Annotated in this window: 15 protein-coding genes and 1 tRNA gene; 6 read left to right on the top strand and 10 right to left on the bottom strand. The window is 45.2% G+C overall.

All coding sequences use genetic code 11. The annotated features are described in order from the left end of the window. From RMO79_RS02460 to RMO79_RS02435, 6 genes are all read right to left on the bottom strand, one after another. A partial coding sequence (locus RMO79_RS02460) for a hypothetical protein (protein WP_310481470.1) occupies window positions 1–504 on the bottom strand: 504 nt, incomplete at its 3' end. An 80-nt stretch (window positions 505–584) separates the two neighbouring features. Beyond that, window positions 585–743, bottom strand: coding sequence for a hypothetical protein (locus RMO79_RS02455; protein WP_310481469.1), 159 nt, complete (start codon window positions 741–743; stop codon window positions 585–587). Between the two features lie 73 nt (window positions 744–816). Next, window positions 817–1,107 (bottom strand): hypothetical protein, encoded by a 291-nt coding sequence (locus RMO79_RS02450; RefSeq protein ID WP_310481468.1) that lies wholly within the window; start codon window positions 1,105–1,107, stop codon window positions 817–819. A gap of 121 nt (window positions 1,108–1,228) precedes the next feature. Then, window positions 1,229–2,167, bottom strand: a complete 939-nt coding sequence (locus tag RMO79_RS02445) for a hypothetical protein (protein WP_310481467.1) — start codon at window positions 2,165–2,167, stop codon at window positions 1,229–1,231. Between the two features lie 66 nt (window positions 2,168–2,233). Further along, on the bottom strand, window positions 2,234–3,334 hold the full coding sequence (locus RMO79_RS02440; RefSeq protein WP_310481465.1) for a tyrosine-type recombinase/integrase: 1,101 nt from the start codon (window positions 3,332–3,334) through the stop codon (window positions 2,234–2,236). Between the two features lie 143 nt (window positions 3,335–3,477). Continuing rightward, a tRNA-Pro gene (locus RMO79_RS02435) sits at window positions 3,478–3,551 on the bottom strand. A 380-nt stretch (window positions 3,552–3,931) separates the two neighbouring features. Between RMO79_RS02435 and RMO79_RS02430 the strand changes: the two genes are divergently transcribed. From RMO79_RS02430 to RMO79_RS02410, 5 genes are all read left to right on the top strand, one after another. Further along, the gene (locus tag RMO79_RS02430) at window positions 3,932–4,573 is read left to right on the top strand and encodes an LON peptidase substrate-binding domain-containing protein (protein ID WP_310481463.1); all 642 of its coding nucleotides are present in this window, start codon (window positions 3,932–3,934) and stop codon (window positions 4,571–4,573) included. Window positions 4,574–4,645: 72 nt separating this feature from the next. Then, window positions 4,646–5,251 carry a Uma2 family endonuclease gene (locus RMO79_RS02425; protein WP_310481462.1) on the top strand — a complete coding sequence of 202 codons (606 nt, stop codon included), beginning with the start codon at window positions 4,646–4,648 and terminating at the stop codon, window positions 5,249–5,251. A 302-nt stretch (window positions 5,252–5,553) separates the two neighbouring features. Beyond that, on the top strand, window positions 5,554–7,020 hold the full coding sequence (locus RMO79_RS02420; protein WP_310481461.1) for a PEP-CTERM sorting domain-containing protein: 1,467 nt from the start codon (window positions 5,554–5,556) through the stop codon (window positions 7,018–7,020). Between the two features lie 89 nt (window positions 7,021–7,109). Continuing rightward, window positions 7,110–8,540: a phosphoglucomutase/phosphomannomutase family protein gene (locus tag RMO79_RS02415; protein ID WP_310481460.1), complete on the top strand. Its 1,431-nt coding sequence runs from the start codon at window positions 7,110–7,112 to the stop codon at window positions 8,538–8,540. Window positions 8,541–8,591: 51 nt separating this feature from the next. Then, window positions 8,592–8,984 carry a hypothetical protein gene (locus tag RMO79_RS02410; protein ID WP_310481459.1) on the top strand — a complete coding sequence of 131 codons (393 nt, stop codon included), beginning with the start codon at window positions 8,592–8,594 and terminating at the stop codon, window positions 8,982–8,984. Window positions 8,985–9,079: 95 nt separating this feature from the next. On the opposite strand, the gene RMO79_RS02405 is transcribed toward RMO79_RS02410, so the two are convergent. The 4 genes from RMO79_RS02405 to RMO79_RS02390 form a co-directional block, all read right to left on the bottom strand. After that, window positions 9,080–9,556 carry an HNH endonuclease signature motif containing protein gene (locus RMO79_RS02405; protein WP_310481458.1) on the bottom strand — a complete coding sequence of 159 codons (477 nt, stop codon included), beginning with the start codon at window positions 9,554–9,556 and terminating at the stop codon, window positions 9,080–9,082. 7 nt (window positions 9,557–9,563) lie between these two features. After that, window positions 9,564–9,935, bottom strand: coding sequence for a hypothetical protein (locus RMO79_RS02400; protein ID WP_310481457.1), 372 nt, complete (start codon window positions 9,933–9,935; stop codon window positions 9,564–9,566). Window positions 9,936–9,949: 14 nt separating this feature from the next. Further along, entirely contained in the window at window positions 9,950–10,531 is a 582-nt protein-coding gene (locus RMO79_RS02395; protein ID WP_310481456.1) for a hypothetical protein, read from the bottom strand. 116 nt (window positions 10,532–10,647) lie between these two features. Then, complete coding sequence (locus RMO79_RS02390) at window positions 10,648–11,067, bottom strand: cobalamin biosynthesis protein (RefSeq protein WP_310481455.1); 420 nt, start codon at window positions 11,065–11,067, stop codon at window positions 10,648–10,650. On the opposite strand from RMO79_RS02390, the gene rsmI reads away from it, so the two are divergent. After that, complete coding sequence (gene rsmI / locus RMO79_RS02385; RefSeq protein WP_310481454.1) at window positions 11,051–11,941, top strand: 16S rRNA (cytidine(1402)-2'-O)-methyltransferase; 891 nt, start codon at window positions 11,051–11,053, stop codon at window positions 11,939–11,941. The genes RMO79_RS02390 and rsmI overlap by 17 nt on opposite strands. Window positions 11,942–12,066 lie beyond the last annotated feature (125 nt).

The following is a 12,066-nucleotide window of genomic DNA, read 5'->3' as shown; positions in this document are numbered from 1 at the left end:
TAACCATCGCCGCTGATATGTTGCAAGGTTATCGATTCTGATTATCTCTGATGCCCAATAAGCGTGAAGTGATTTCTTGGTCTTAACTACCGCTGTAGGTTTACCGAACTCTTGAGTAATGCGATCGATCTCTAGTTGCTGCTGTTCTAATGTCGCTCGATCGCTCTCGTGAAATAGAGTAGTACCGTGAGTGATGTCATTATTTTTTTCACCACCATGACCAACTACAAAATAAACTCCATAGCCTTGTTGATTAAGCTCTAGAAGGTGTCCCCAGCCATCAATAACTGGTTTATAGTCCGTTCCATAGCGACGGTATAATTCACCTGTTTGGAGGTCGATATAACCGTTTATGGTAGATTTCTTAGTCTGACCCGATTTATCCTGGTAGGTCATGCCCAGTGCTTCCAGTTCTGGCAGCGGAGTATTTTTTGGTGACAGACATCGGACGTAAACGCGATCTCTATGTCCGATAGCTCTGAGGAAGTTTATCGATGGTTTCATCTGTTATAAGTGGGGTAAGATTTTTGAATAAAAGGGGCTGTAACGGCTGTTAGTAAATCGTTACAGCCCCTTTTGTATGGCTATAGATCGGGATCGATCTGATGTTTGAAGCAGTGTCGATCGATCCCGCTGGGAGCTGGGATGATGTCGTCGTTACAGTCGGGGAAACTACATCGATCTGGATTTTGGATTTCCTCACAGAGGTATAGATCCTGATTACTGCGCGTTGCTTGGGGCATGGTCTAAACTAAAAGTGAATTTAATTTGCGTGGTCGCTTTGGGGTTTATCGCTAGGGCGATTTTTTGTATCTTCTAAGCGGTGTCGGGCTTATACTCAGATGAGCTAGGGAGAGACTTGAGGTATTTCTCAATCGCGCGTTGGTGGGCTGGTGAATTCCCGTTGACCAGATAGTCCCGAACCAGATCTCGTATCCAGATAATGCGATCGGAACCTGGCAGGGTGTACCAGTAGATCCCACGGGTTAGGAGTCCGCGAATGCGGTAATTTTTGAGAGTATCCGCTGAAACTCCAGCAGTTATGCACATCTCACCAGTTGGCACACCCGCCCACTGGACGGATGGTCGCTTTACTCTGTGGGTCATGTTTTTGGTAGCGTTGGGGACGGGGGGTAGGAGTACCAGAAAAGGGGGTTTCGGGTGTTAAATGTATGATGCCAGATCTGATAATTGAACGTGTCTGCTGAGAACGACGATTTCAAAGGTTCTAGATGGGTATCGATTTTCGTGATAGATCCCGTTGCCAATTTCCATATAGACGCTTGCAATCATCGTCATCACAGTGCCAAGCCGGATTTACACCGCGTTTTCGCACCATCGTTCTAAATTGGTAGCAAAACTCGCATCGACACAGTAATAGATCTTTCTCTGTTGGTTTCTTGCTTCGGCGATAGCTGCGGTTACTGGTAATAACAGAGTGGTTTTGCTCAAAACGCTGTTGAAAGATTTCGGGGCGTTCCGCTGAGATCGCTTGTGTTAATTCGGATAGGAAATCTCTCGAATCACGGTAATCTGAAAAAAGATTTGCTGCTCGTCGTTCTGCCTCTACCTTGCGCTCTCGATACACTGCCAAATCCACTTCAGGAGGTAGTGGGACTTTTCCGTCACTTTGCATTTGTGAAAACTTATCAGCAATAAACACACTCCAATCACCATCTCGATTGACATTCGAGACGCAATTAAGGGGGTGTGGAAGTATTCGCAAACAATAATCAATAACCGATTTATGGTATCGAACTCGTTCCCAGTCAATACCTTTCTCATTACAAAAAAATTCGATCTTATTGTCAAATTTTGATGGTAATAAAAGTTCTCGATCGATCGTCTCAACAAGCTTGTCGCTAAACATGCTCAAGCTGTCTAGCGACTTTTGTGATGGGGACGCTTTGGGTAGTCCATATCTTCTTAATGAAGCCATCGCATATATCTTTTCATCAAGCATTAACTGGTTGACTATTTCTGCTAACTGCTGTCTTTCTGTTGATGAACTACCTGTATCTATAGTCACCTGCATCTGTTCGATTAGGCTAGGGTCGGCTATTAATTCCCACAGTGTCTTTTCGCTGGGAATGACTCGACCGATCGATATGAATTTGATACACTTCCAGCTTATTCCCCCAGCATCGTATTGAGAAATTTGGTGCATAATATTAATTGTTAAATTAAAGTTTTACTCGGAGTTAACTCTTCTAGATTAACTCTGGGTATTTTACTACTCAAACGCCTTTAGAACGCTATTTTGTTGAATAGCATCACCGTAGTATTTGTGCATTGTATGGGGGTCATGCCCTGCCGCTGCTGCGACTTCGATGTAATTGGCACCACTAAGTAATGAATGTCTAACTGATGTTTTTCTGGTGGTATATGGCTTGCGATAGGGTACTCCAGCTTCAGCTAGTACTATTATCCAAAGCCGCCGAAAATTCCTGTTATCAATAGGCAAACCTTCGCGGCTAGTGAAGACTAATTCCTCATCCAAAACAGGTTTAACCCGACCGCCTTGGTGGCGAGCTTCGCGTTCGCGTTTGTTTCTGAGCATTGAAGCGATCGAGGGGTCTAAGGGCACAGTCCGCCCCTTTTTGGTCTTGTTACTGACAAACCAGACAGACTCAAAATCAGCCGATATGTGCTTCCACTTCAGATCGCGAACTTCTTGGGGTCTAGTTGCCATCGACATCCGAAAGCGCACATAGTCGAGATAGTTGGCATAGTGGGGACTGGTGCGGAAACCGTCGAGAATTTTCCTAACTTCATCCTTGGAGAATGCGGGAACTGGCTGCACTGGTACGGACTTAAACCGCTCTGCTACCCCATCCCAAGGGTTTAAATCGGGTAGTTCACACTTACCCCGCCCCCAATCCCACGCGGCTTTTAGCAGCCATATTCGGGTTTTAGCGGTGTTAGGCTTGAGAGCATCCCAACAGACATCTAGAAAACTTTCCACCCGCTGCCGATCGAGTTGGTAGGCTGGGATGTTGAGATGCTTCTCTAGCATTCGCTGGGTGTATTTGTAACGGGTATCGATCGAGGATTTAGACAGCCGCTTCTCTTTGATTTGGTGCTGAGTGAAGCGATCGAATAGCTCTACTGTGGTTAATTCGGTCTTGTTCTTCCCAATGGTTTTGGGCCGGTACTTTACCAGGGTTGGATCGTATTCGCCGTGTTTGATGTCATTCTCGATTCGATCCTTTAACTTCGTTGGGTTTCGCCCATCAGACGCTTCATTAACAGAAATAGATACGCGCTTCCCCGTCTGCGGACAAACCCATCTGAGTAGGTGTCCGGTTTTTTTAGTTTCGATCGTGACTTTCATGTGGTGGTAAAAAAGGTGGTAAAAACGTCATGTCTTAACACCCCTAATCACCCTTTTACGTTGCCTGAATGACAACAAAAGGGCTTCAGCAAGGTCTTGAAAACCTTACCGAAACCCTTTTATAGTGCTGTTTTTACCCTGAGTCGGGATGAGAGGATTTGAACCTCCGACCCCTGCTTCCCGAAAGCAGTGCGCTACCAAGCTGCGCTACATCCCGACGATTAAATACCTTGGCACACAATTATAACGTAAAACCGGGGGATTGCGATCGCGAATGTCTCCAATCAATCGGGGCGACAGCAAATGTTTCGTAATAACTACTGATATCTAGCCTAAGTTGTTACCCATAGATTAACGATAAGGAGATTTCCAATAAAGAAATTACCAATACAAACTAGAGCAAAAAGTTATTACCAATCAGCCTACAGAATTAGATTCCGAACAAATTAAGGCTCTTCATTACTTAGTATACTCGATCGGGGGATCGAACACTGTAATAGACTCAGTAGATCGTAATTAACTTTGAGTACCTAGCACAGACGAGGCTAGATCCGTTAATCTAGTAAATATACCCTAAGCTGTCGATCGAATCCGCAAATGGCACCATCTTCTTCAATCGCCGTGAGAGAACTTCCGCTATTTCCATTACCCGAATTGGTGCTATTTCCCGGTCGTCCCCTACCATTGCACATATTTGAATTTCGCTACCGGATCATGATGAATACGGTTATGAGTAGCGACAGGCGATTTGGCGTGCTGATGTGGGATCCCGTCAGAGGACAACCAGCAGATATCGGTTGTTGCGCGGAGATCGTCCACTTTCAGCAGTTGCCAGACGATCGGATGAAGGTGTTGACAATGGGACAGCAGCGATTCAGAGTGCTAGAATATGTGCGCGAGAAGCCCTATCGCGTCGGGTTAGTTGAGTGGATTGAAGATCGTCCTACCGAAGCAGATTTACGCCCCTTAGCGACCGATGTCGAGCGACTCCTGCGCGATGTCGTCCACTTATCTGGCAAGCTGACAGAGCAACCAGTCGAGTTACCAGATAATTTACCAGAACTCCCGATCGAACTATCCTATTGGGTAGCCAGCCATCTTTATGGCGTAGCAGCAGAGCAACAAGCTTTACTCGAAATGCAAGATACGACGAGTAGACTCGATCGAGAAGTAGAAATTTTGACATCTACCCGCAATCATCTCGCCGCCAGAACGGCACTTAAAGACGCTCTACCATAGATTTAATCAGGGCGAAGGGGGTTGGGACATCGATACATAAACCGATCTGACGGCAAATTTGGAGGTTTCGATATGGTTACTACCACTGCTAACGTTGTTGAAACCAAACCATTATTACTCGATGTCAGCAATACAACTCTGACTGTGACACCAGAACAGTTCGGTCGCTTGTGTGTCAATAATCCCGACTTACGCTTGGAATTAACCCCCGATCGAGAATTGATTGTTATGGCTCCAGCAGGTGGCGAAAGTAGCGAAAAGAATGGAGATTTATTTCTTGAGGTTGGTATTTGGAATCGACAAACTAATCTAGGTCGAGTGTTTGACTCTTCAGGTGGATATGATTTTACAGCACTCGGTGGCGGACAACTATCGCCAGATGTTTCTTGGATCGAGAAATCTCGATTGGAGGGTGTGAATATTGTGGGCTTCATTCCAGTAGTCCCCGATTTTGTCATTGAGCTACGCTCGGCTACTGACAACTTGAAGCCGTTGCAGAAGAAGATGGTAGAGTACCAAAGACTCGGAGTGCGGCTGGGCTTGCTCGTCGATCCAAAAAACAAGCAGGTGGAGATCTATCGACCCGGACAAGAGGCAGAGATATTAGAATCGCCCACGGAGATTGACTGTGGCGAAGTCATGCCAGGTTTCGGACTGAGCATGAGTAGAATTTTTTGAGCTACAAAAGCACGACCAAATCTTGTAGTAACCGCCTTTCGTAAATCAAAAAGGTATCGGTAAGCCAAATAACTAAAGTGAACTCATATCCTAGAAGCCCGTATTCCTTGCCAATAAGAGGGTGTCTCTAAATCCCCCCAGCCCCCTCAAAAAGGGGGAGAAAGAGTCAAAGTCCCCCTTTTTAAGGGGGACTTAGATCTACGTTTGTTGTGTGGTACAGTAATCGGTGGTTGGGCAGCCTTCTATATGAGACAGTAGTTGAAGGCGATCGCTCAAAAATCAGCCATCTTTGAATTACCAAAATGAAAGACTACCAGAAAATTATTGGGTTAACAGCAGTCTCTTTGGCTCTAGGTCTATCTCCCACACCAGTGCGAGCTAATAACATCGGTCTAGATCCCAGCCTGCAAAATAAATTTAGTGTTAGAGAGTTCGCGACAGGTTTAAATTTCCCCAACGGCATCGCCCAACTCAATGATGGTTCGCTAGTAGTCGGCACTACAAACGGCAATAGTTTCTTCGATTCTAATGCTAAAGGTCAATTAGTACGGTTGCAAGATAATGGTAGTGGTGTTGCAACTAAAACCATTCTCTACGATGGAACGCTGGCTAATAAGAATTTACCTGGTGGCATTACGGCAATTAGTACTGTTAATGACTATTTATTCGTGACTGGTGGCCAGGGCAATAGCCGTAATATTTCTGTTTTTCAAACCGGAGCCGATTTGGGCGCGAATTCCTTAACTCTCAAGGGTGCGCTCGATTTTTCCTTTCCCAATAATTACATTCATTCAACCTATTCCCAGGCTGTTCGTCAGACTGGAGCGGGGCAATTCGATTTATATTTTAATATTGGTGGTGCCACCAATAACACCGCAACTCCGATGCCTAGTGGAGTTACTGTCAGTAGCGCGGGATTTAACCTTCCCAGCACGCAACTTAATGGCGACGCGCTTTATAAAATCCCCTTTTCGATCGATCCGCAACTTAATTTCGGGCAACCAGTTCAAGTCGGTACGGGATTGAGAAATGCCGCAGCTCTGGCATTCGATCCTGCGGACAATCTCTACATTGGCGACAATGGGATCGATGGATTGCCCCCCGCACCCGCTAACAATGCAACCACAACAGATGCGCTGTATCGATTGACTCCCGCGCAGCTTGCCAGTGGCACCGTTTATAACTTTGGCTTTCCCAATTCTGGTGCTAAAGCTGGCTCGCCTGGAGTGTTTGTAGATGGCAACGGCAGCATTGTTACCAAAGATCCTAGTGCCCTCGATGCGCTGGCATATTTTCAACCCATCCCCGATCCTACTACTGGTTTTAAGAGTCAAGGAGTGGATGCGATCGCTCCAGCACCGACAACATTTCCCACTGGTTTTAATAATGGTGCGTTTGTAGCTTTCTTCGGTCGGTTTAACGCCGCACCTGGACTAGATTCGCTCAATCCGGTACTGTATTATGATGCCCAAACAGGGCAATACCAGAATTTTCTAAGTACGAACCAAGGCGGAGATTACGGTCACTTTACCAGTTTATTATCCACCCAAAACTCGCTATTTGCCGTAGATATCGCTAGCAGCGGATTTTTATTTAATTCCTCTGGTTTAGGTAGCGGTACGATCTATCAGATTAGTGCTGCTCAAACCGTACCGGAGCCATCAAATCTTTTAGGCATTGGCATCGCCATCGGTGCTGGTGTTTACCTCAAGCGTAAAACTAAATTAGCTCGCCGATCGATCGAGTGTTATGCTGAATCCGGCTCATAAACCCTACAAATGACAAATTCAGTAACGATCGGGACGTAAGAAGATCCTCCACATCTGTAGAATAGGGAAGTTGCTACACATGGGAACTAATGAGTGCGAACGCGATTAAATTTGGGACGGATGGCTGGCGGGGTGTAATTGGGGCAGAGTTTACATTCGATCGATTGTTGATGGTTGCGCCGATTGCGGCGGCGGTGTTGGCTGATACTTATAGTGCTAAGACGGGCAATCGGAAAATTATCGTCGGATTCGATCGCAGGTTCATGGCGGAAACTTTTGCCAAACGGATGGCTGAAGCGGTGCGGCTGGCGGGGTTCGATGTAATTCTCAGCGATGGTTACGCGCCGACTCCCGCGTTTAGTTGGGCGGCACACAGTCAAAATGCGCTCGGTGCGCTGGTAATTACCGCTAGTCACAATCCTGGCGACTATTTAGGATTGAAGGTGAAGGGCAATTTTGGGGGTTCGGTACCGCCAGAAATGACGCAGCAAATTGAGGCGAGATTGGGACAAACGTTGTCTTCTACAGAGCCAGGAAGCCTGAATACGTTCGATCCGTGGGAAAGTTATTGTCAGGAATTGCGGGGCAAAGTCGATCTGGCAAGCATTCAAGCAGCGATCGAATCTGGTAAATTGACGGTATTTGCCGATGCGATGCATGGTGCGGCGAGTACGGGGTTGGATCGGTTATTAGGTACGCCGATTACCGAGCTTAATAGCAATACCGATCCGTTATTCGATGGTGGTGCGCCGGAACCCTTGCCTAAATATCTATCTCAATTAATGCGGGTAATTCGCAGCCATCATACCGAGCCGGGTGTGCGAGTCGGGTTGGTATTCGATGGGGACTGCGATCGGATTGCGGCTGTAGATGGCTCTGGTGAGTTCCTGAGTTCGCAGATTTTGATTCCGATTCTCATCGAGCATTTAGTTAAACGAAGAGGCTTTACAGGCGAAATTATTAAGACTGTGAGTACTTCTAATCTGGTGCCGAGAATTGCCAAGTTATATAATTTGCCAGTCTATGAAACTCCGATCGGATATAAGTATATCGCCGATCGGATGCTCGATACGCCCGTGCTGATTGGTGGCGAAGAATCTGGCGGCATCGGCTATGGCAATCATATCCCCGAACGCGATGCGTTGCTGTCGGCTTTGTATATTCTCGAAGCGATTGCTAAATCTCAACAAGATCTCGGCGATTTGTATCGCCAACTTGAAACTCAAACTAACTACGATTTTAAATACGATCGAGTCGATCTGCATTTGGCAAGTATGGATGTTAAATCTAAATTAGTAGCGCAATTAGAAACCCAACCATTCGCTAAAATTGCTAACATAGAAGTACGCGATCGCAATTTGGCAGACGGGTACAAATTTAATCTATCTGATGGCAGTTGGCTATTGATTAGATTTAGTGGTACAGAGCCAGTACTCAGACTTTATTGCGAAGCGGCAACGATCGATCGAGTGCATCAAACGCTCGCTTGGGCGCAAGATTGGGCAAATTCGGTATCATAGTTGGGGCGATCGAGCATCTAATTTTTGGATAATTTACACCGATAGTTAATCATGAAAAAATTCATTTGTTTAGCAACGATCGCCATTAGTGCTTTACTCGTACCCGCAACAGTTAAAGCACAAGGTTATCCCTATGGTGGTTCTTCCTCGACGACGATTTACGTACCGTCAACAGAAACGACAACAACTGTCACGACAACTCAGGTAACACCAACTATTATTTATCCTAGCAATAATTCTTTTGGTACATCGACGACTACTACCTATGATGGTGGTAGTTATTCGGTTCGTCGCTATCGACAATATCCCCAGCCGACAGTAATATTGCAACAGCAAAATATTATCTATCCTCGCGCCATCCAATCTAACTGTAGCACCTCAATAATTGGCAGCCCAATTCCCAGCCCGATCGCACTCGATCGATCTGGTAATCCTTGTCGTTAAAAGCAAAGGTAGAGATAATTAGTAATTACCTCTGCCTTTTATTTTGATTCTATTGTACGATCGGCCATAATAAGTTTAAATTTATCTACTGCACATCAATTTTGCATCTGTAAAGATCGTAGCATTTTCCAAGGGCGGGCAGCTTCCACAGTTGCATATCGATGTGAATAGTTCATGCAAATGTATTGTTCATATTCAAACCAATTTAGATCGCTTTTTTCGATATTACAATCTTTACAAATTACCCATAAATTATCAAACTCCATAGACAACCAGGGATAATGCGATCGGGGCAGTTTATGGTCGATAGTTTTATAATTACAACTCGCATATTTATCGCGACAAACTGGGCAGTGAAGACTGGAATTATTTTTCACCCATAGTTTGCTCACCTCTGTCGAGCCGCATTCATAGTCTCCATTAATATATCGCCAAGCGTTATATTGAAGGTACTTTTGGAAGTCTTGAGGAGTCAGTCGATGATAATGTTTATTTCCAATTTGGTCTGCAAGCTTGAATAATTCTCTGAGACTGGCTTTTTCCAATCTATCTATTTCGATATCTACGCTCATTTATCATTTATCTCGTGCTAAAATCAATAATTTCTATTTGTTTATCTGGATAAATCCTATCTATTTCTTCGTCAATTTCTTGAGATAGTACTGTGAACTTCATCTCGAAGTCGGAAATTTCCTGAACTGACTGATACTTGTTACCAATCCGATCGGCTTCAGTAAATAACTCGCTCAGACTCCAGTTATTACGATATGGTGAAGATAACAAATCTTGAATTTTTAGATAGAGTTGGATAACTTTTTCCCAACCGACATTTTTACAACCGCTATTTTTTAGTAGTTGAATTTCCTCGGATTTCAATTTTAATTTATTATCTGAGTTGGATCGCTGTACCTGGCGATAACCCATTCCATTAAACTCTTTTGTATTTATCATTTACAGTAAGTGCCTTATCCTTGTGTAGATTTAAATAATTTGAGAATAGCTTGACGTAGATCGCCATCCTGATGTTTGAGAATACCTTTCATGTCCTGAGCAATTTGTAACCTGATAGCATCAACGATATTTTTTAAGTGCTTATTGTCTTGCTTGAGCATATCGTTGACTTTTACCAACGATCGATTGTCATTATCTAGTTCTTTAATTTGATTTTTTTGAAATTCATTTTGCGCGATCGCCTCTTGATATTGCTGCTCTAAAAAGACAATCTTTTGGGCGATGTCAGGAGAATCAAATCCTTTAATTTGTTGATTCAACAGTTCGATCTGAAGATTGAGCTGTTTGACATCTGCTTGATATTGTTGTTTGAGCTGTTCGACTTGATTAGTTTTGGTTGTTACTAGCCTTTTTTGCTGCCCTTGTGCGCTTTGGCGGGTTTTTAGTTCGTTACCGACAAACCGAGCGGATATAGTCTGCCGGATAGTTAATTCATCAGGATCGGTGTTGAAGTCTATAAATTCGATCGCTCTGATGGCATCAGCTCCAGTCCAATTTTCTGATTTTAGAAGTTCGATTGTTTCCGTTTTATTCATTGACGCGACAGCCAGATATATTTCTCAACAGTAAGATACTACTGGTTCTAGATCCAATCCGGAAAGTTTTGAAGAACATTCAAACTAAATGACCTAGCTACTAATTGTCGAGCAAATTAACAGATCGGATCTCGATCGAACACTGCAATTGCCACAGTAACAAAGCCAGATTTAGCATCGAGCCGAAACTTTTGTTTGGGTACTAATAGAACATCAGTCTGCGCCGCACATAGAGCAGCTGCTTCAGCGACGCTAGCCGTTCCGACTAGTGCCGATACCAATTGCGACGATCGCGCCACCATGACGGAATTTAGCCGTTCTGGGCTGTATGTTTTTAAAAACCAGCCCGATTCGCGACAACAATCGAGCAATCCCGGCTCATTTGCTTTGCGATCGAGTGTTGCAATTCCCGCAATTGTGGCAAGATCTAGATCGTACTCGGTGAATACTGACTCGATCGCCCGACGGATCGCTAGTTGAGAGACACCCTGCTGACAGCCGATTCCTACCCATAAATACATGTCAAACGAAGTCACTGGTAAAACTCTATATCTAGTCGGTACGCCGATCGGAAATTTGGGCGATCTGACGATGCGGGGACTTCAGGTATTGCGGGATGTCGATACGATCGCGGCTGAAGATACCCGTCATACTGGTAAGTTGCTGCATCATTTTGAGATTAAAACGCCCCAGATCAGCTATCACCAGCATAACGAACAACAGCGCATTCCCGAACTGCTCGATCGATTGCAATCGGGAAAATCGATCGCTTTAGTTACCGATGCGGGGATGCCAGGAATTTCCGATCCTGGTTATTTAATTGTCTCCGCTTGTGTTGCGGCGGGGATTCGAGTAATTCCGATTCCGGGTGTAACGGCGGTAATTACGGCGGTAAGCGCGTCTGGCTTGCCGAGCGATCGATTTGTATTTGAAGGTTTTATCCCGGTTAAGGGACAAGAACGACGAGATCGATTAGAATCGGTTTCGGGCGATGCGCGGACTTTGGTATTTTATGAATCTCCCCATCGGTTGCGCCAAACTTTAGCCGACTTTGCGACGACATTTGGCGAGGATCGGCAGATTGTCATCGGGCGAGAATTGACTAAATTACATGAGGATTTTTGGCGGGGAAGTATTAATTCGGCGATCGAGCATTACACCCACATCGAACCACAGGGGGAATACACGCTCGTGGTGGCTGGCGCGCCTGTGAGCCATCCCACACTGTCGGATGAAGCGATCGAACGCGCTCTAGTCGAGTTGATGCTCAACGATACATCGCGCTCTCAAGCCAGTCGGATCGTCGCCGAACAAATTTCGCAATCGCGCCGCTATGTCTATCAATTAGCACTCGCGATCGATCTCGATGCGGCGAGAAATAATGCCACCCTAACTGAATCCCCAATCTGACAGCTATACTAAACTAATCAATAGTGTTGAGCCGTTAAACTATGCCGCAGCCCGAATGCTTGTTTCCCCATGCTGCGGTAACGCAGGCGACAATTTACCCAATCGGCGTATATTCGCTCTCAGGA

Source organism: Chamaesiphon sp. VAR_48_metabat_403 (assembly GCF_031422475.1).
Classification (GTDB): domain Bacteria; phylum Cyanobacteriota; class Cyanobacteriia; order Cyanobacteriales; family Chamaesiphonaceae; genus Chamaesiphon.
The sequence above is the reverse complement of the archived record's forward strand: the minus strand, read 5'-3'. Positions and strand labels throughout refer to the sequence as shown.